The organism is Bradyrhizobium diazoefficiens USDA 110, assembly GCF_000011365.1.
Lineage (GTDB): Bacteria > Pseudomonadota > Alphaproteobacteria > Rhizobiales > Xanthobacteraceae > Bradyrhizobium > Bradyrhizobium diazoefficiens.
This window is the reverse complement of the sequence record NC_004463.1, coordinates 8,178,509-8,195,897: the sequence shown is the minus strand read 5'-3', so window position 1 is coordinate 8,195,897 and position 17,389 is coordinate 8,178,509. Positions and strand designations below refer to the sequence as shown.

19 protein-coding genes and 1 riboswitch are annotated in these 17,389 nt (G+C 65.2%); of the genes, 9 read left to right on the top strand and 10 right to left on the bottom strand.

What is annotated here, in order from left to right; all coding sequences use genetic code 11:
- The first annotated feature begins 186 nt into the window (after nucleotides 1-186).
- The 4 genes from BJA_RS37835 (at nucleotide 187) to BJA_RS37820 (ending at nucleotide 3,262) form a co-directional block, all read left to right on the top strand.
- Nucleotides 187-711 (top strand): YegJ family protein, encoded by a 525-nt coding sequence (locus tag BJA_RS37835; protein WP_011090192.1) that lies wholly within the window; start codon nucleotides 187-189, stop codon nucleotides 709-711.
- A gap of 190 nt (nucleotides 712-901) precedes the next feature.
- Nucleotides 902-2,422: a histidine--tRNA ligase gene (gene hisS / locus BJA_RS37830; protein ID WP_011090191.1), complete on the top strand. Its 1,521-nt coding sequence runs from the start codon at nucleotides 902-904 to the stop codon at nucleotides 2,420-2,422.
- Between the two features lie 55 nt (nucleotides 2,423-2,477).
- Nucleotides 2,478-2,744 carry a tautomerase family protein gene (locus BJA_RS37825; protein WP_011090190.1) on the top strand — a complete coding sequence of 89 codons (267 nt, stop codon included), beginning with the start codon at nucleotides 2,478-2,480 and terminating at the stop codon, nucleotides 2,742-2,744.
- Nucleotides 2,745-2,857: 113 nt separating this feature from the next.
- Complete coding sequence (locus tag BJA_RS37820; protein WP_011090189.1) at nucleotides 2,858-3,262, top strand: thioesterase family protein; 405 nt, start codon at nucleotides 2,858-2,860, stop codon at nucleotides 3,260-3,262.
- 96 nt (nucleotides 3,263-3,358) lie between these two features.
- Here BJA_RS37820 and proC read toward each other — a convergent pair whose 3' ends face one another.
- A complete protein-coding gene (proC, locus tag BJA_RS37815) occupies nucleotides 3,359-4,231 on the bottom strand; it encodes a pyrroline-5-carboxylate reductase (protein WP_171463862.1) in 873 nt (290 codons plus the stop codon).
- 151 nt (nucleotides 4,232-4,382) lie between these two features.
- Nucleotides 4,383-4,883 (bottom strand): YbjN domain-containing protein, encoded by a 501-nt coding sequence (locus BJA_RS37810; RefSeq protein ID WP_028174670.1) that lies wholly within the window; start codon nucleotides 4,881-4,883, stop codon nucleotides 4,383-4,385.
- Between the two features lie 465 nt (nucleotides 4,884-5,348).
- Nucleotides 5,349-5,523: riboswitch (FMN riboswitch) on the top strand.
- Between the two features lie 76 nt (nucleotides 5,524-5,599).
- On the opposite strand from BJA_RS37810, the gene BJA_RS37805 reads away from it, so the two are divergent.
- Nucleotides 5,600-6,190 carry a 6,7-dimethyl-8-ribityllumazine synthase gene (locus tag BJA_RS37805; RefSeq protein WP_011090186.1) on the top strand — a complete coding sequence of 197 codons (591 nt, stop codon included), beginning with the start codon at nucleotides 5,600-5,602 and terminating at the stop codon, nucleotides 6,188-6,190.
- Between the two features lie 91 nt (nucleotides 6,191-6,281).
- Here BJA_RS37805 and BJA_RS37800 read toward each other — a convergent pair whose 3' ends face one another.
- The 8 genes from BJA_RS37800 to BJA_RS37765 form a co-directional block, all read right to left on the bottom strand.
- Nucleotides 6,282-7,316: a D-alanine--D-alanine ligase family protein gene (locus BJA_RS37800; RefSeq protein WP_028174672.1), complete on the bottom strand. Its 1,035-nt coding sequence runs from the start codon at nucleotides 7,314-7,316 to the stop codon at nucleotides 6,282-6,284.
- Entirely contained in the window at nucleotides 7,313-8,341 is a 1,029-nt protein-coding gene (locus BJA_RS37795; RefSeq protein WP_011090184.1) for a putative zinc-binding metallopeptidase, read from the bottom strand. Before BJA_RS37795 ends, BJA_RS37800 begins: the two co-directional genes overlap by 4 nt.
- Before the next feature lie 224 nt (nucleotides 8,342-8,565).
- Nucleotides 8,566-9,519 carry a ribose-phosphate pyrophosphokinase gene (locus BJA_RS37790; RefSeq protein WP_028174674.1) on the bottom strand — a complete coding sequence of 318 codons (954 nt, stop codon included), beginning with the start codon at nucleotides 9,517-9,519 and terminating at the stop codon, nucleotides 8,566-8,568.
- Nucleotides 9,520-9,713: 194 nt separating this feature from the next.
- A complete protein-coding gene (locus BJA_RS37785; RefSeq protein WP_011090181.1) occupies nucleotides 9,714-10,340 on the bottom strand; it encodes a hypothetical protein in 627 nt (208 codons plus the stop codon).
- A gap of 185 nt (nucleotides 10,341-10,525) precedes the next feature.
- A complete protein-coding gene (gene pgeF, locus BJA_RS37780; protein WP_011090180.1) occupies nucleotides 10,526-11,293 on the bottom strand; it encodes a peptidoglycan editing factor PgeF in 768 nt (255 codons plus the stop codon).
- Nucleotides 11,293-12,408 (bottom strand): class I SAM-dependent methyltransferase, encoded by a 1,116-nt coding sequence (locus BJA_RS37775; protein WP_011090179.1) that lies wholly within the window; start codon nucleotides 12,406-12,408, stop codon nucleotides 11,293-11,295. Before BJA_RS37775 ends, pgeF begins: the two co-directional genes overlap by 1 nt.
- A gap of 20 nt (nucleotides 12,409-12,428) precedes the next feature.
- Nucleotides 12,429-13,274, bottom strand: coding sequence for a prolipoprotein diacylglyceryl transferase (gene lgt / locus BJA_RS37770; protein ID WP_038967285.1), 846 nt, complete (start codon nucleotides 13,272-13,274; stop codon nucleotides 12,429-12,431).
- A 211-nt stretch (nucleotides 13,275-13,485) separates the two neighbouring features.
- Nucleotides 13,486-14,217: a dienelactone hydrolase family protein gene (locus tag BJA_RS37765; protein ID WP_011090177.1), complete on the bottom strand. Its 732-nt coding sequence runs from the start codon at nucleotides 14,215-14,217 to the stop codon at nucleotides 13,486-13,488.
- A gap of 166 nt (nucleotides 14,218-14,383) precedes the next feature.
- On the opposite strand from BJA_RS37765, the gene BJA_RS37760 reads away from it, so the two are divergent.
- The 4 genes from BJA_RS37760 (at nucleotide 14,384) to ychF (ending at nucleotide 17,378) form a co-directional block, all read left to right on the top strand.
- Nucleotides 14,384-14,635 (top strand): accessory factor UbiK family protein, encoded by a 252-nt coding sequence (locus BJA_RS37760; protein WP_011090176.1) that lies wholly within the window; start codon nucleotides 14,384-14,386, stop codon nucleotides 14,633-14,635.
- Between the two features lie 255 nt (nucleotides 14,636-14,890).
- A complete protein-coding gene (locus BJA_RS37755; RefSeq protein ID WP_011090175.1) occupies nucleotides 14,891-15,607 on the top strand; it encodes a 50S ribosomal protein L25/general stress protein Ctc in 717 nt (238 codons plus the stop codon).
- Between the two features lie 62 nt (nucleotides 15,608-15,669).
- Nucleotides 15,670-16,275, top strand: coding sequence for an aminoacyl-tRNA hydrolase (gene pth, locus BJA_RS37750; RefSeq protein WP_011090174.1), 606 nt, complete (start codon nucleotides 15,670-15,672; stop codon nucleotides 16,273-16,275).
- Nucleotides 16,276-16,280: 5 nt separating this feature from the next.
- A complete protein-coding gene (ychF, locus tag BJA_RS37745) occupies nucleotides 16,281-17,378 on the top strand; it encodes a redox-regulated ATPase YchF (RefSeq protein ID WP_011090173.1) in 1,098 nt (365 codons plus the stop codon).
- Nucleotides 17,379-17,389 lie beyond the last annotated feature (11 nt).

Below are 17,389 nucleotides of genomic sequence, written 5' to 3'. Positions count from 1 at the left end.
GGAGTCTCCACGGGGACGCTGGCAGTTGGACTCGCGGAGAGTCCCCCTCACCCGGAATCCGCGCGTTCTGCGCGCATTCCGGCCTCTCCCCGCAAGCGGGGAGAGGCGAAGAGCGGACATCATGAACGCGCCGCCACGATCCCGCGACAAAGCCCGGAGATATTGACGCATCCGGACATCGCGATCATGGCATCCACGCTTTCCCAGCCCCTGAAATGGGTCGTCCTCGCCGCAATCACCGGCATCACCGTCTTCGGCATCCTGACCATCGGCCCCAAGCCGGAGGTCGCAGCCGAAGACCGCTCGCCCGTTGTCGATGTGCGCACCACCGACCCCGAGATGAACACCGCGATCGCACGCGCCCGCGGCACGCTGCCGACCTTCTGGGCGTCCTACGAGGCGCCCAAGCCGTCGGAAACCGGGCACGCCCTGAAAGTGCGCTTTTTCACCCGCAAAGGCGGCGAGCACATCTGGATCGCCGAGGTGAAGAAACTGCCGAACGGGGCCTATTCGGGCGTGTTCGCCAACGAACCGCGTGATCTGCCCGGCAAGCGGGCAGGCGACAAGGTCACATTCAGCGAAGCCGACATCTCGGACTGGATGTTCATGCGCAACGGCAAGATCGTCGGCGGCGAAACCATCAAGCCGACGCTGAAGTCGCTGCCGAAGGCGGATGCGGACGCCCTCCGGGCGCGCATGGAGCAGCCATAGGGAAGCAGTCGTCATTCCGGGATGGTCCGAAGGACCAGACCTGAGGTGCGCAGTTGCGCACCGGGGAATCTCGAGATTCCGGGCTCGATGCTGCGCATCGCCCCGGAATGACGCCGAGGCGCGCGGACTTGGGGCCCCCCGGCTTGCCGCCCCGGTTGCCGCCTCGCGCGTCGGCTGGTAAACGCCGCGCATGGCCGAAAAACCCAAAAAACCCCAGAAACTGAAGGCGCGCCTGCCGCGCGGGCTCGAGGATCGCGATCCCGCCGCGATCCGGGCGACGCGCGAGATGGTCGAGAAGATCCGCGCCGTCTACGAGCTCTACGGCTTCGAGCCGGTGGAGACGCCGGCGATGGAATACACCGACGCGCTCGGCAAGTTCCTGCCCGACCAGGACCGCCCGAACGAGGGCGTGTTCTCGTTCCAGGACGACGACGAGCAGTGGATTAGCTTGCGTTACGATCTGACCGCGCCGCTCGCCCGCTATGTCGGCGAGCGCTACGGGACGGACGGTCTGGTCTTGCCCTACCGCAGCTACCGCGTCGGCTACGTCTTCCGCAACGAGAAGCCCGGCCCCGGCCGCTTCCGCCAGTTCATGCAGTTCGATGCCGACACGGTCGGCTCGGCAACGCCGGCGGCGGATGCCGAGATCTGCATGATGGCTGCGGACACGATGGAGGCGCTTGGCGTTCAGCGCGGCCAGTACGTGGTGAAGGTGAACAACCGAAAAGTGCTCGACGGTGTTCTGGAAGCAATTGGACTTGCCGGCGACGAGAATGCCGCACGCCGGCTGACTGTGCTGCGCGCAATCGACAAGCTCGACAAGTTTCCCGCCGATGAGGTGCGTAAATTGCTCGGTCCCGGCAGGTGGGACGGTGGCGAAGAGGGCAAGGGCGACTTCACGAAAGGCGCCAATTTGAGCGCGGCGGAGGCCGACGTTGTTCTGGCCATCACCAAACCGCGCGACGATTGGAAAGAAGCCATTGCCGCGGCGGAAGCTTACCTCGCCAAGAGCGAAGTTGGTCAGGCCGGCGTGAGCGAGCTGGAAGAGATCGCCAAGCTGGTCATGGCGTCGGGGTACGGTGCGGACCGCATCAAGATCGACCCCTCCGTTGTGCGCGGCCTCGAATACTACACCGGCCCCGTCTACGAGGTCGAACTCCTGCTCGACACCAAGGACGAGAAGGGCCGCCCGGTACGCTTCGGCTCCGTCGGTGGCGGTGGCCGCTACGACGGCCTCGTCTCGCGCTTCCGCGGCGAGCCGGTGCCGGCGACCGGATTCTCGATCGGCGTCTCGCGGCTCCAGGCTGCGCTGACGCTGCTCGGCAAGCTCGACACGCGGCCCGAGTTCGGTCCCGTCGTCGTCACCGTGTTCGACCGCGACCGCGTCGCCGACTACCAGAAGATGGTGGCAAGCCTGCGCACCGCCGGCATCCGCGCCGAGCTCTATCTCGGCAATCCCAAGAATATGGGCAACCAGCTCAAATATGCCGACCGCCGCAACAGCCCTTGCGTCATCATCCAGGGCTCGGACGAAAAGGCGCGCGGCGAGCTGCAGATCAAGGACCTGATCGAAGGCGCGAAAGCGGCCGCTGCGATTGCTTCCAACCAGGAATGGCGCGAGAGCCGCCCGGCGCAGTTCTCGTGCGCCGAAGCCGATCTCGTCGCAAAGGTGCGCGAGGTGCTGGCGCGCCATGACGTGAGCTGGGGCTAGCTATTCGCGCATCGCCTGATGCCCGGGCTTGTCCCGGGCATCCACGTCCTGTTTGATGCACACGACTTTGAATGATCGGGACAAGCCCGATCATGACGACAGCAGCAGGGAGAAAACGATGCCTGAGATCACCGTCAGCATGGCCGAAGGCCGCACCGATGAACAGAAGGCCGGCATGATGCGCGACATCACGCAGGCACTGGTGAAGAATCTCGGCGTCGACGCCGATGCCGTCGTCATCCAGATCAACGAAGCCCCGCTCCGCCACAAGATGAAGGGCGGCAAGACGTTCGTGGAGCGCGCGGCGGCTGCGAAGAAGTGACGCGTTAGCGTCATTCCGGGGCAGCCCGTCAGGGCTGAACCCGGAATCTCGAGCTGTAAACTTCTGGATTCCGGGTTCGCGCTTCGCGCGCCCCGGAATGACGAGCAAGCACCATGGACGCACGCGACTTCATCACGACAGGCATGAGCGCGGAGCGCACGCTGGTGGTCCCAGTGGAGCGCACGGTCGGGCACTTCGTGCCGGGCATGCCTTTTGTCTATGCGACGCCGATGATGATCCTCGAGATGGAGATGACGTCGGGCGATGCGATCCGCCCTGCGCTTCAGCCGGGCTGGGTCACCGTCGGCACCGAGGTCGACATCCGCCATCTCGCAGCCGCCCTGGTCGGCGCGACGGTGCGGACCACCGCGAAGGTGGTCGCGGTCGAGCGCCGCGTCATCCGTTTCGAAGTCGAGGCGTTCGAGGGCACGCGCAAGCTCGGCGAGGGCCGCCACGCGCGCGGGCTCGTCAATGTCGAGATGTTCAACAAGCGGCTCGGGGCAGGCTCGAAATCGTAGGGTGGGCAAAGGCGCGAAGCGCCGTGCCCACCATTGCTCAGCGTGCAAGACAGATGTGGTGGGCACGCTTCGCTTTGCCCACCCTACGGCATCTTGCTACTTCGCCAATTCCTTCGACCGCTGCGTCGCCGCTGCGATTGCACGGATCATCAGGTCGCGCAGGCCGGGCTCGCCCATCAGCACGCCGAGCGCTGCGGCCGTGGTGCCGCCGGGCGAGGTGACGTTCTGGCGCAGCGTGCCGGAGGGCAGCTCGGATTGATGCAGCAGCTCGCCCGAGCCTGCCACCGTTTCGCGCGCGAGCTTCGTCGCCAGCGCCTCGGGCAATCCCGCTTCGACACCGGCGCGCGCAAGTTCCTCGGCGAGCAGGAACACATAGGCCGGTCCCGAGCCGGACACCGCGGTCACCGCATCCATCAGGCTCTCATCCTCGACCCATTCGACCGAGCCGGTGGCGCGCAGCAGCGCGTCGGCCACCGCGCGTTGCGCGGTGCTGACGTTCTTCGCCGCAACCGCCACCGTGATGCCGCGGCCGATCGCGGCCGGCGTGTTCGGCATCGCGCGCACGACAGCGCCGCCGCAGACCTCCTGAAGCGAGGCGATCGTGGTTCCCGCCATGATCGAGACCACGGAGGTCTTCTCCGAGACGAAGGGCTTCAGCTTCGCGCCGGCCTCGCGGAACATCTGCGGCTTCACCGCGACGACCATCGTCTCGACCTGACCTGCCGCCTTCGCATCGGGATTGAGCGCCACGCCCTTGGCGGCAAGCGCGCTGATCTCAGGCGCGATGTGCGGGTCGACCACCGCGACACGGCGCGGATCGAGTCCGCCCGCCAGCCATCCGGTCAGCATCGCGCCGCCCATCTTGCCGGCGCCGGCGAGAAGGATGGTGCCGGTGATGTTTTGAAGAGTGCTGTTCGCCACTGTGGTCACCACAAATTCGGTGTCGTCCCGGCGAAGGCCGGGACCCATAACCACGAATGTTTCTAGTGGATGCAGCTGTTGGCAACAAGCCGCGTGCCACAAACGAAATCACGCGGTATGGATCCCGGATCTGCGCGCGCTTTGGGCGCGCTTGTCCGGGATGACGTGGGGAGGGAGCGGCGTTACGTCACGAGAGGCCCTACGCCTCTCCCACCGTGTCGAACATCGCCGCGTCCATCGCTTCCGTCGTGGTCTTGCCCGCCCACACCACGAACTGGAACGCCGGGAAGTAGCGCTCGCAGGCGTGGATGGCGCCGGCGAGCATGGCTTCGCATTGCGCGGTCGAGGCGGTGAGTCCGCCCGGCAGCACCAGGGCCTGGCGGTGCATGACCATGCCGGTGTTGGTCCACAGGTCGAAATGGCCGACCCACAACTGCTCGTTGACGGCGGCGACGAGCCGCTGCACTTCGCTCCGCCGTGCGACCGGAATCTTCATGTCGAACGCGCAGGCCAGATGCAGCGCCTCGATCCCGCCCATCCAGGTGAAGGAGAGCTGGTAGTCGGTCCATTGTCCCTTCGAGACAATCGTGAGTTCGTCTTCGCCGGAGCGTTCGAACGGCCAGTTGTTGCTGGCAGCGATATCCTCGACCACCGCGAGCGGGTGATTTCTGGAATCGATAGCGCCTTCGAGCAGGGACATGCCGTCTCGACCTCTTGCCTTCTTGTTGTCTTTGATACGCACGCGGTTGGTCCGGCGCGCGCTCCCTTAATATTGCTAAGGCGATCCCCTTGGCGTCGCTCTCGCGATCCCGGGATCAGCGCGGGCTTGTCGCGGATCAACTGATGTGATTTGCGGAATCTGCGCAACTGGCTGCCGAGTCCGTCCACAAGTCAGGACTCGTTCGTCCACAGCTCATCTCCGCCACAATTCTTAACGGAGGAGAACAAACCGGAATCGGATCGGCCGGCGCCTGCTGCGTTCCATGTGCCGGTGCCCTCCTTGCGGGTCCGGATCGGTCCCGCCCTGTTCGACCTTCTGCCCCGCAGGATTTTCGCAGAGTTTCGCCCTGACGTCATAGGCACATGCGTAGTACCCATAAGGAAGGTTCTTGCTGGCCGCCTCCCTGTTCGTCATAATTCGGAATAGTCCACCCATATCGGGTGGATAAGTTCTCAGGGCGGGGTGAAAGTCCCCACCGGCGGTAAGGGCCGAAAGGCCTAAGCCCGCGAGCGCCTTCTCCTTGATAGGGATTCCCTCGGGGACCCCTCGGAGGGAAGGGTCAGCAGATTCGGTGCAACTCCGAAGCCGACGGTTAAAGTCCGGATGAAAGAGAACGGTCGGTGGCAGACGCATCGCAAGGTGCGGCTGTTTGTCGTTCCGTGTGCCCTGATTCTGGTCCTTAACTGAGGAAAGCCATGAATCAGATGTTGCAAGATCCCCAAGTCCAAACTTCCCAAGTCCAAACTTCCAAAGCCGAAACTGCCGAGACGACCCAGCCGCCGGTTCCCGTGGACCCGCCGGCAATCGAGCATCCGCGTTTTGCAAAGCCGCAGCGGGTGGCCTTCGTGCAGGCCTGCTGGCACCGCGACGTGGTCGAGGAGGCCCGCATCGCCTTCATGAAGGAGGCCGAGGCGCGCCACCTCACCCATGTCGACGTATTCGAGGTGCCGGGCTCGTTCGAGATCCCGCTGCACGCGCAGATCCTCGCCAAGACGCGGCGCTACACCGCGATCGTCGCGGCCGGCCTCGTCGTCGACGGTGGCATCTATCGCCACGAGTTCGTCGCCGACACCGTGATCAAGGCGCTGATGGACGTGCAGCTGCGCACCGAGGTGCCGGTGTTCTCGGCGGTGCTGACGCCGCAGCAATTCCACGAGACCGAAGTGCACTACGATTTCTTCCGCAGGCATTTTGCGATCAAGGGCGTCGAGGTCGCGGAAGCCTGCGCCAACACGCTGCTAGGCCTGGAGCGTTTGCGCGGCCAGGTCGCGGCGGGAATTGCCTAACCCAACGCAACAACCATCACCCCTCATCCCTGGGAGCGCGTAGCGCGTCTCGAAGGATGAGGGGTTACTCTATGATCGCTGCCATCTTGCATCACCCCAGCGACACCCCCGCCTTGGCCCGGCTTATTCCGAGAGCCAGGATGCGCTGCAGGAGATCCGGATATTTGAGCCCGGCATGTTGAGCCGCCGTGGCGAACTCCTGGCTCTTGGCGATCTCGGGGTTGGGATTGGCCTCGATGAAATACGGCGTGCCGTCGGCGGCGAGACGAAAATCGATACGCGCGTAGCCGTCGAGGCCAAGCGCTCGGTAGATGCGTTTCGCGGCGCGCTGGATGCGCGCGGTGACTTCGGGCGCGAGGTCCTTCGCCGGCCCGTCGACGATGCCGACCTTCTCCTGATAGTCGGTGTCGTGCTTGGCTTTCTCCGTGGCGATGTGCCGTGACCTGCGCCCGCCCATGCTGCCGAATTTCAGTTCCCAGATCGGCAGGACGCGCAGCCGGTTGTTGCCGAGCACGCCGACGTAAAGCTCGCGCCCCTCGATGAACTGCTCGGCGATCGCGGCGGATTCGACCCGCTCGTGGATGAAGGCGACCCGTTCCGCGAGCTTCTCGTCGGTATCGACGATCGATGCCTGCGAGATGCCGAAGGACCCGTCCATGTTCAGGCTCTTGACGATCAGCGGCAGCGCAAGGCGCGTCGGGCGTTTCACCTTGCGGCGCATCGGGAAGACGGCGAAGGCCGGCGCCGCGATCCGGCGGTGATGCACCAGCGTCTTGGACAAATCCTTGCCGCGCGCCAGGATCAGGCCGCGCGGATTGCACCCGGTATAAGGGACTTTCATCAGCTCGAGATAGCTGGCGATGTGCTGGTCGTAGGCGACGTTGTTGTGGAATTCCTCCAGCAACGTGAAAACCACGTGCGGCTTGAACTCCTCGATCGCCTCGCGCACCGGCTTGATTTCGTCCTGCGCGCCGAGGGCGCGAACCTCGTGGCCGGCCGCGCGCAAGGTGCTCACCACGTCGTATTCCGTTTTCCACGCGTTGATTTCCTGCGCGGTGTATCCGTCGCTTGAATCCGGAGGCATGAAATCCGGATGCATCAGGACCAGAATACGCAAGCGTCTCATAGCGCGATCCATTTGCGCCGAGACGGGCCAAACAGCGCGTGCATCGTCTTGGCGGTCACGAGGACGGTGAAATCGAGAACGAGCTTCTGTTCGGGGCCGACCGCGCGCAGATCGAGCTCGCGGCAGCGGGAGATCATGTCGTCAAGCACGGCATCGAGCGTGAGCTGGTTCTCGCCCGTCCATCGCGCGACCAATTGCCTGATCTGGGCGCGGTGCCGTCTGATCAGGCTCGAAGCCGGTTTTGAGCGGTGATGCCGTGGATCGGCGGAAAATAGCCTCGAGAGGTCGCGGTCGTAGGTCTTCGGCGGCGTGAAGGCGTAGAACGCCTGCTTCTTCTTGTAGTGGTCTTCGAGCGTCTGGCCGAGCTTGCTCAACGGGTCGACACGCTCTCGTGTCGTGATCAGCGGCCGCTTTCCCGCAATCTCGCCCATCAGCTCGTCGACATATTCGAGCTTCTTCAGTGCGGGCCAGCCGGCATATCGTGTTCGCCAGTTCGAACGCGGCCGCAGCCACACCGCAAAAGTTTCGGCGAAATCCTCGTCAGGATGGCTCTGCGCGTACCAGAGCCGGAGATGCTGGACATAGCGCCGGCTCGCCGGATTGGGCCGGTAGTAGCGCGGATAGTGCTTCGACGACGGACCGAACAGCTGCTGCCAGCGCCGGCGGCGCTGCAGCTGATAGCCGTGCTGGATGGCATGGCCCGCCTCGTGACGGAGTATGGCCATACACTCGCGCCAGGTTCCGCCCTCGACGTCGAACATCATCTTCTTCTCGAGCTTCATCAGGCGGGGATGGGCGAGATAGAATGGGATGGCGATGCCGGGTACATCGCCCGGACTGAACCATTCGCTCGAGATCCATGTATGCGGTCGCAGCCGGATGCCCCGCTCTTCGAGCTCCTCGTGGAGGGTGGCGACGCAATCCTCGAGCCAGGTGCCTTCGACCGTAACCCTCAGGCTAGAGAGACGTTGCGCGAGCAATTCGTCGTCCGACAGCTTCTCCCAGGCAAATTTCCGGCGTGGCATCAGGCATCCAGAGGGCAGAGATGACTCGGCGTCCGGATGATGTCATGGGCCGCGATTGGCAACAACCCGTGGGGCTTGTGCTGCGGTGCAGTCGGAGCACGAGCTGGCAGGGTGGGGCGAAGCGTGCCCATGACCGTCATGGCAATAAAAGGCATGGCAACAAAAAAGGTGGGCACGGCGCGCCGCGCCTTTGCCCACCTTGCGATCGTGACGGCGTAGATGAATTAATCGAATAGGCTCGACACCGACTCTTCCGCGGCGGTGCGCGCGATCGCGTCCGAGATCAGGCTGGCGATCGGGAGCGTGCGGATGTTCGGCGCCTTGCTCACCGCGTCCGTCGGCAGGATCGAGTCGGTGATCACGAGCTCCTTCAGCTTGGAGTTCGTGATACGGGCGGCCGCGCCGCCGGAGAGCACGCCGTGCGTGATGTAGGCGTAGACGTCCTTGGCGCCCTTGGCGATCAGCGCGTCGGCCGCGTTCACCAGCGTGCCGCCGGAGTCCACGATGTCGTCGACCAGGATACAGGTGTAGCCGGCGACGTCGCCGATTACGTTCATGACCTCGGATTCACCCGGCCGCTCGCGGCGCTTGTCGACGATGGCGAGCGGGGTGTTGATGCGCTTGGCGAGGCCGCGCGCGCGGGCCACGCCGCCGACGTCGGGCGAGATCACCATCGTCTTGGACAGGTCGAACTTGTCCTTGATGTCGCGCACCATCAGCGGTGCCGCGTAGAGATTGTCGGTCGGGATGTCGAAGAAGCCCTGGATCTGGCCGGCATGCAGGTCGAGCGTCATGACGCGGTCGACGCCGGCCTGCGTGATCAGGTTGGCGACGAGCTTGGCCGAGATCGGCGTGCGCGAGCCCGATTTGCGGTCCTGCCGGGCGTAGCCGAAATAGGGCAGCACCGCGGTGATGCGGCGCGCCGAGGAGCGGCGCAGCGCGTCGGTGATGATCAGGAGCTCCATCAGGTGGTCGTTCGCCGGGAACGAGGTCGACTGGATGATGAAGGCATCCGAGCCGCGGACGTTCTCCTGGATCTCGACGAAGATCTCCATGTCGGCGAAGCGCCGGACCACCGCCTTGGTCAGCGGCAGGTGGAGGCCTTGCGCGATGGCCTGGGCGAGAGCCGGATTGGAGTTGCCGGCGACAAGCTTGATGGAGCCGTTCTTGGCCGACATGGACGCTTCCTCCCGCGCTTTGCTGGATAGGACGTTCAACATCTGGGAATACCCACTCGAAGCACGGTTACGACGGGCGAGGAAATATCAGGCCGGGGGCTGCAATGGCAACCCGGGATGCTACGTTTTCCCTTTGAAAATCCTGAGTCGGGCCAACGGTTTGGCCGCAACTTGAGGCCGTGGTTTAGCGGGGGTTATCGCTCGGCGTAGCCGAGCGCCGAGGCCGGCATCTCCGGTGCCGGAGCCTCCGGGGTGACGCTTGCCACCGCAGGTCCCCGCAGGCCCGGAGCAGCGCTCGGCGCCTCCGGCGTGCCGTTGATCATGTTGGAAAGTCCGCTGAATCCGGCCTGGGCGATCTTCCGCAGCACCAGGTCGTCGGCGGCGCTCCACGGATCGCGCGTCGCATCGCGGCCACCCTTGGCCGAGGTGGGTTCCTCGCCGGAGAGGCGCAGCGCCCGCTGCTGGTTGGCGTCGTAGACGTCCCAGACCCAGGCGATCACGGTCCTGCCGCGCACGATCTGGGCGGAGAGGTAGCTGCGCACGCGATAGGCAGCCGTCCCCTCGCGGGAGACCACGGACAGGCTGCGCAGCTTGGATTCGCTGTCGAGCACGCCGACCATGCGGTCGAACACCTGTGGCGGCGGCCCGTCGATGGATTCGAACGCCACCGTCGCTCCACTGCCGGCGCTCGGCGCCATCGCATAGGAGTTGGCGGCACCGCCGCCGCCGGCGCAACCGCCAAGCGCGGTCGCCGCTGCCAGCAGCATGACCGCCAGCACGCGCGAACCCGCGCGGCCCAGGATGAATGACGCGTCCCTCATTATGGAGGGCAGCGATATCGTTAAAACGCATTAACGTCTAGGGCAGGGGCGACACATCCCACTGTCATTCCGGGGCGCGCCCACTTGGCGCGAACCCGGAATCCATTTCTCCGCATAAATTGCTGCACGATGATTCCGGGTTCTCGCTTCGCGAGCCCCGGAATGACGGCGTGTTGCCTGTGTGTTCACCCCTCGAGCGCGATCGCGTGGACGTGGCGGCCGTAATCCGGCTCCTTGCGATGCACCGAGCGGCGATAGCTGAAGAAGCGCTCGTCGGCATAGGTGTCGAGGCCGAGGTCGTCGATCATCAGGATGCCGGCGGCCTCCAGCCGCGTCCGGATGAAGCCGGCGAGGTCGAACATCGCGTGGCCCTCGCGCACCGACGGGATGAAGAACATCGCGTTGTCCGCGTCCGCCTCGATGAAGCGCGCCACGAACTCGTTGCCGACCTCGTAGCTCTCCTGCCGGATCAGCGGGCCGATCGCGGCGATGATGCCGCCGCGCGTGGCGCCGAGCTTTTCCATCGCTAGAATCGTGGACTCCAGCACGCCGGTCAGCGCGCCCTTCCAGCCGGCATGGGCACCGCCGATCACGCGCGCATTGGGATCGACGAACAGCACCGGCCCGCAATCGGCGGTGGAGACGCCGAGCGCGATGCCGGGCGTCCTGGTGACCAGCGCGTCGCCCTTCGGCCGCGGCCCGCTCGGCCACGGCGTCTCGGCAATGAGCACGTCGGGCGAATGGATCTGGTGCAGGCTGAGGAAACGTTCCGGCGCCACGCCGACATGCTCGGCCATGCGGCGGCGGTTCTCGGCGACGAGGGCCTGATCATCGTTGGAGCCGAGGCCGCCGTTCAGCGCCGAGTAGATGCCGCCGGAGACGCCGCCTTCACGGGTGAAGAAGGAATGGCGCAGCCCTGGCACCGCCGACAGCAGTGACGAAGCGAGGGTCATCAGTTCCCTCCGGCGTGTTCGAGATCGCTGAGGCCGGCGAGGCCAGTTAGCCGCGGCTCGGAGATGCCGAGCACCTTGAACATCGAGCCCATGCCGCTGCGCCCGGTGTCGGTCAGGCGCTTCAGCGCCACCGAAATGTCGGTGGCGACCTCGGGCGTTGCCTTCTGCATCAAGGCGGCCGCGCGGGTGTCGATGCCGACGCGCTTGAGGAAATCGCCCTGCGTCACCGGCCCGTGCACGCGGGCGCCGACATCCTCGGCCGCACGCGCCAGCGCCTGGAAATCGACATGGGCGGTGACGTCGGCCTGACCCGGCGCCTTCAAGGGATCGGTAAAGGTGTGGCGCGCGATCGCCTGGAAGGTGTCGCCGGCATCGCTGCGCAAATGGCCGTAATCGATGATCAGCGCCGCGCCGTCCTGATCGCGCACGCGCGTGGCGAGCTTCATGACCTCGCCGTCGGGACGCCATTCGAACACGGCGCCGACCGGCGCGGCGCGCACCAGGGGCGGCAGCAGCACGTCGAAGCGCGGCGTCGGCTCGGAGGCCGCGCCGAACTGAAGCTTGCCGTTGGGATCGATCTCGATCACGCGCTCGTGCCAGCCGTTCTCGCGCTTCACCATCTGGTGGATCGGCAGCACGTCGAAATATTCGTTGGCGAGGATGATGCTCGGGCCTTCGGGCACGTCGTCGATGCTGTCGTGCCAGGCGACGTTGCGCGCGCCCGACAGCGTCGCACTCTGCCGTTCGCGCAGGACGGGATTGACCTCGACCAGGTGGATCTGAAGCGCCTGGTAGAGCGGCGGCAGCACGCGGAGCGCACGCAGCGCATCCGCCATCATGGTGCCGCGGCCGGGGCCGAGCTCGATCAGCCGCAAAGATTGCGGCGAGCCCATCTGCTTCCACACCGAGGCGGTCCACAGGCCCAGCAGCTCGCCGAACATCTGGCTGACCTCGGGCGCGGTGGTGAAGTCGCCCTCACGCCCGAGCGGATCGCGCGAGACGTAATAGCCATAGCGCGGATGCATCAGGCACAGTTCCATGTACCGCCAGACCGGCATGGGGCCTGAGGATTTGATCAGCGCCTTGATCTCGTTGAGTAGCGGCTGTTCGGTCACGGCCTTCTTCTCGAAAGGAATTAACGAATGGCCTCGATCGGCCTCGGCGCACCGCGCCTGATAGCCAATACAATAAGTATGAGACCTACAATAAGCATCGGGATCGACAACAGCATGCCCATGGTTAATCCGCCCCAGAGGAAGCCGAGCTGGACGTCCGGCTCGCGGAAATGCTCGCCGGCGATCCGGGTCAGACCATAGATCAGGATGAAGGCGCCGAGGATCATTCCGGGCCGCTTCAGGGCGCCGAGGCGGATCATGATCGCAAGCACCGTGAACAGCAGGATGCCCTCCATGCCGGCCTCATAGAGCTGGCTCGGATGCCGCGGCAGCTGGGTGGGATCGTTGGGGAAGACCATCGCCCAGGGCAGGCTCGCATCGGTGGCACGGCCCCACAATTCGCCGTTGATGAAATTGGCGATGCGCCCGAGCAGCAGCCCGACCGGCGCGACCGCGGTGGTGATGTCGCCGAGCGACAGGATCGGGATCCCGTTGCGGTAGGCGAACCACATCACCGCGACGACGCAGCCGAGGAACCCGCCATGGAACGACATGCCGCCCTCCCACAGTCGGAAGATCGCGGCGGGGTGCTCGATGAAGAAGGGCAGATTGTAGAACAGCACATAGCCGGTGCGGCCGCCGAGGATGATGCCGAGCGTGACCCACAGGATGAAGTCGTCGACCTGCACCAGCGAGATCGGCGCCGGCCCGCCCCACAAGCGCTCGTTCTTCAGGAGCGAGCGCGCATAGAGCCAGCCGAACACGATGCCGCAGATATAGGCCAGCGCGTACCAGCGGATCGCAAACGGACCGATCTCGATCGCGATCGGCTTGAAGGCGGGAAAGTCGATGAGAAGAAAGGGCATCACGCCTTGTTTCTAGAGTTTGATGGGCAAGCTGCGGCCCCGACGGAGCTGCGCCCCCTCTCCCGCTTGCGGGGGAGGGTTGGGGAGGGGGTGTCTCCGCAATCAAGATAATCTCCGTGTGGAGAGAACCCCCACCCGGCGCTTCGCGCCGACCTCCCCCGCAAGCGGGAGAGGTGCACCGAGTTCGCGGACAGGCCGATCATACTGCTGCTCACACGAGATTGCGGCGATAGAGCGCCAGCAGACGCTCCCAGTGCCGCTCGGCGGCGTCGCGGTCATAGACCGGGCGCTTGGGGAAGGCGAAGCCGTGATGCGTGCCGGGATAGATCTCGACCTCGGCCTTGGCACCTTTCATGCCCTCTTTGACCTTTTCGATAATCTCCGGCGGCGCGTAGACATCGGTCTCGGCGCAGGCGAAGTAGAGCTCGGCCCTGGTCTTGGCTGGGGCCAGATGCGGACTGTCGTCCTGGTCGGTTGCGAGCTGCACCCCGTAGATCGAGGCGGCGGCCTTGACGCGATCGGGGAAATGCGTGGCGGCGTTGACCGCGTAGCGGCCGCTCATGCAGTAGCCGACGGTGCCGACAATCTTCGTGTTCGCGGCGGCCTGGCCCTCGGCGTAAGTGAGCAGCGCGCGTGTGTCGTCCATGATCATGGGAATGGTGAGCGAGCTCATCAGCGCGAACATGCGCTTGCGCTCCGGTGCGTTCGGGTCGGCCGGCAGCGCGCCCAGCTCCATCACGCCGGAGCGGTAATAGAGGTTCGGCAGCATCACGTAATAGCCTGATGTCGCGAGCCGGCGCGCCATGTCGCGCAGCTCTTCGCGGATCGCCGGCGCATCCATGTAGAACAGGATGACCGGAAACGGCCCGCCACGCTCGGGATGGCTGATGAAGGTTGCGGTGTGGCCGTCCTTGGTGGGAATCGCGATCTGCTGGTCGATCATCTCGTGCGCCTTGTGATTCTTCTTATGCCGGGACGTTGAATACGATTGCAAGGAAACCGGGGCATGACAAGGATACGGCCGATCGGCCCTTGATCCGGCCCGATCGGATTGCCATTGTCTTTCCGAGAGTTCGCGCAAAGTTTATCGGAGCCGCCAGGAGACCGACATGACCCAGACCAACAACCGGTTTTTCGACGAGATCGGCCGCCTGATGAACGACGCCGCCGGTGCGGCTCAGGGCGTCAAGCGCGAGTTCGACACGGTGATGCGGACCCAGGCCGAGAAATTCCTGCGCGACATGGACCTCGTCAAGCGCGAGGAGTTCGAGGCGGTCAAGGACATGGCCCGCCTGGCGCGCGAGGAGAACGAAGCCCTGAAGGCGCGCATCACGGCGCTGGAGGCGAAGCTGGGGGGATAGGTATTTGTCGTTCCGGGGCGATGCGCAGCATCGAACCCGGAACCTCGAGATTCCGGGTTCGGTCGCTGTCGCGACCGCCCCGGAATGACGGCTAGTCCGGCGCGGCCCGCCAGCCCATTCTTCTTGTCATTTCCGCATCTTCCGGGTAAAAGCCCGCCACGTTCGCGGCCCCCGCACCCCTGGAGGCTTGCTGTGGACGATGCCATGGGCCGCGCTGCGGCCCATTAACTTTTGCAAAAACAAGGACTTAACGACATGGCGACGACCGTCAAGGAATTGAAGGCGACCGCACGTCCGAAGAGCGGCAAGGGGGCCGCCCGGGCTGAGCGTCGCGCCGGCAGAGTGCCCGGAGTGATCTATGGCAACAACCAGCCCCCCGTCACGATCTCGATTGAAGATCGCGAACTGCGCCAGCGCATCCTGGCCGGCCGGTTCCTGACCACGCTGGTCGACATCGACCTCGAGGGCAAGAAGCACCGCGTGATTCCGCGCGACTATCACCTCGATCCGGTCAAGGACTTCCCGATCCATGTCGACTTCATGCGGCTCGGCGAAGGCGCCACCATCCGCATCAGCGTTCCCTTGCACGTGGTGAAGTCGGAAGCCTCCCCGGGCGTGAAGCGCGGCGGCACCGTCAACATCGTTGCCCACGCGATCGAGCTCGAATGCGGCGTCGAGAGCATCCCGCAGTACATCGAGGCCGACGTCGGCTCGCTCGAAATCGGTCACTCGCTGCATCTGTCGGACGTCAAGCTGCCGGCCGGCGTGAAGGCGCTGACCCGCGAGGACGCGACCCTCGTCACCATCGTGCCGCCGTCCGGCTACGCCGAAGAGCAGAAGGCTGCTGCTGCGGCAGCTGCTGGTGGCGCGGCTCCGGCTGCAGCAGCTCCTGCGGCTGGTGCGGCTGCTCCGGCTGCTGCTGCTCCGGCAGCGGCTGCCAAGGCTCCCGCCGGCGGCGACAAGAAGAAGTAATTCTCTCAAAGAGCTGGCGCGCGGTCCTGTGACCGCGCGCCGAGCGAGGGGCGCGCCGCGTCATGCGACTCTTTGTTGGGCTCGGCAATCCCGGCGCGAAATACGCACGTAACCGGCACAATATCGGCTTCATGGCCGTCGACGAGATCGCGCGGCGTCATGGTTTCTCGCCATGGCGCCGCAGGTTTCAGGGCGAGACCTCGGAAGGCGCGCTCGGCACCGAGCGCGTGATCCTGCTCAAGCCGACGACCTACATGAACGATTCCGGCCGGAGCGTTCAGGAGGCGGCAGGCTTCTTCAAGATCGCCCCTGGCGACGTCACCGTGTTCCATGACGAGCTCGAGCTGCCGCCGGGCAAGGTGCGGGTGAAGGTCGGCGGCGGCATCGCCGGCCACAACGGTCTGCGCTCGATCTCGGCGCATATCGGCAACGACTACCGTCGTGTCAGGCTCGGCATCGGTCATCCCGGCGTCAAGGAACTGGTGCACGGCCACGTGCTGTCGGACTTCGCCAAGGCCGACAACGACTGGGTGGCGACACTCTGCGACGCGGTCGCCGAGCACGCCGCGCTGATCGCCAAGGGCACGGACGCGACCTTCGCCAACAGGGTGCATCTTGCCATGCAGGCGAAGGGGTTTTTGACCAAGGACGACAACGGCAAGGAATAACGCTCGTGGGATTCAAATGCGGGATCGTCGGATTGCCCAATGTCGGCAAGTCGACCTTGTTCAATGCGCTGACCGAGACGGCCGCGGCGCAGGCTGCGAACTATCCGTTCTGCACCATCGAGCCGAATGTCGGCGAGGTGGCCGTGCCCGATCCGCGGCTCGACAAGCTTGCGGCGATCGCCAAGTCCGGCCAGATCATTCCGACCCGGCTGACCTTCGTCGACATCGCGGGCCTCGTGCGCGGCGCCTCCAAGGGCGAAGGCCTCGGCAACCAGTTCCTCGCCAACATCCGCGAGGTCGACGCCATCGCGCATGTCGTGCGCTGCTTTGAAGACTCCGACATCACCCATGTCGAGGGCAAGATCGCCCCGCTCGCCGACATCGAGACCATCGAGACCGAGCTGATGCTCGCCGACCTCGACAGCCTCGAGAAGCGCGTCGACAACCTCACCAAGAAGGCCAAGGGCAACGACAAGGACGCCAAGGAGCAGCTCGACCTCGTCAACCGCACCCTGGTGCTGCTGCGCGAGGGCAAGCCCGCGCGCCTCGTCGAGCGCAAGGCGGAGGAGGAGCGCGCCTTCGGGATGCTCGGCCTGCTCTCGTCCAAGCCCGTGCTCTATGTCTGCAACGTCGAGGAAGGTTCGGCCGCGACCGGCAATTCGTTCTCCAAGGCGGTGCAGGAGCAGGCCGCCAAGGAAGGCGCCGTCGCCGTCGTCATCTCGGCCAAGATCGAATCCGAGATCGCCACCATTTCGCGCGAAGAACGCGCCGACTTCCTGGAGACGCTGGGTCTCGAAGAGGCCGGCCTCGACCGCCTGATCCGCGCCGGCTACACGCTGCTCGACCTCATCACCTATTTCACGGTGGGCCCGAAGGAAGCGCGTGCCTGGACCATCCATCGCGGCACCAAGGCGCCGGGAGCGGCCGGCGTGATCCACACCGATTTCGAGAAAGGCTTCATCCGCGCCGAGACGATCGCGTTTGACGACTACGTCGCGCTCGGCGGCGAAGCCGGCGCCCGCGATGCCGGCAAGCTCCGCCTCGAAGGCAAGGAATACGTCGTCGCCGACGGCGACGTGATGCATTTCCGGTTCAATACGTAAGCCGGAGTTGT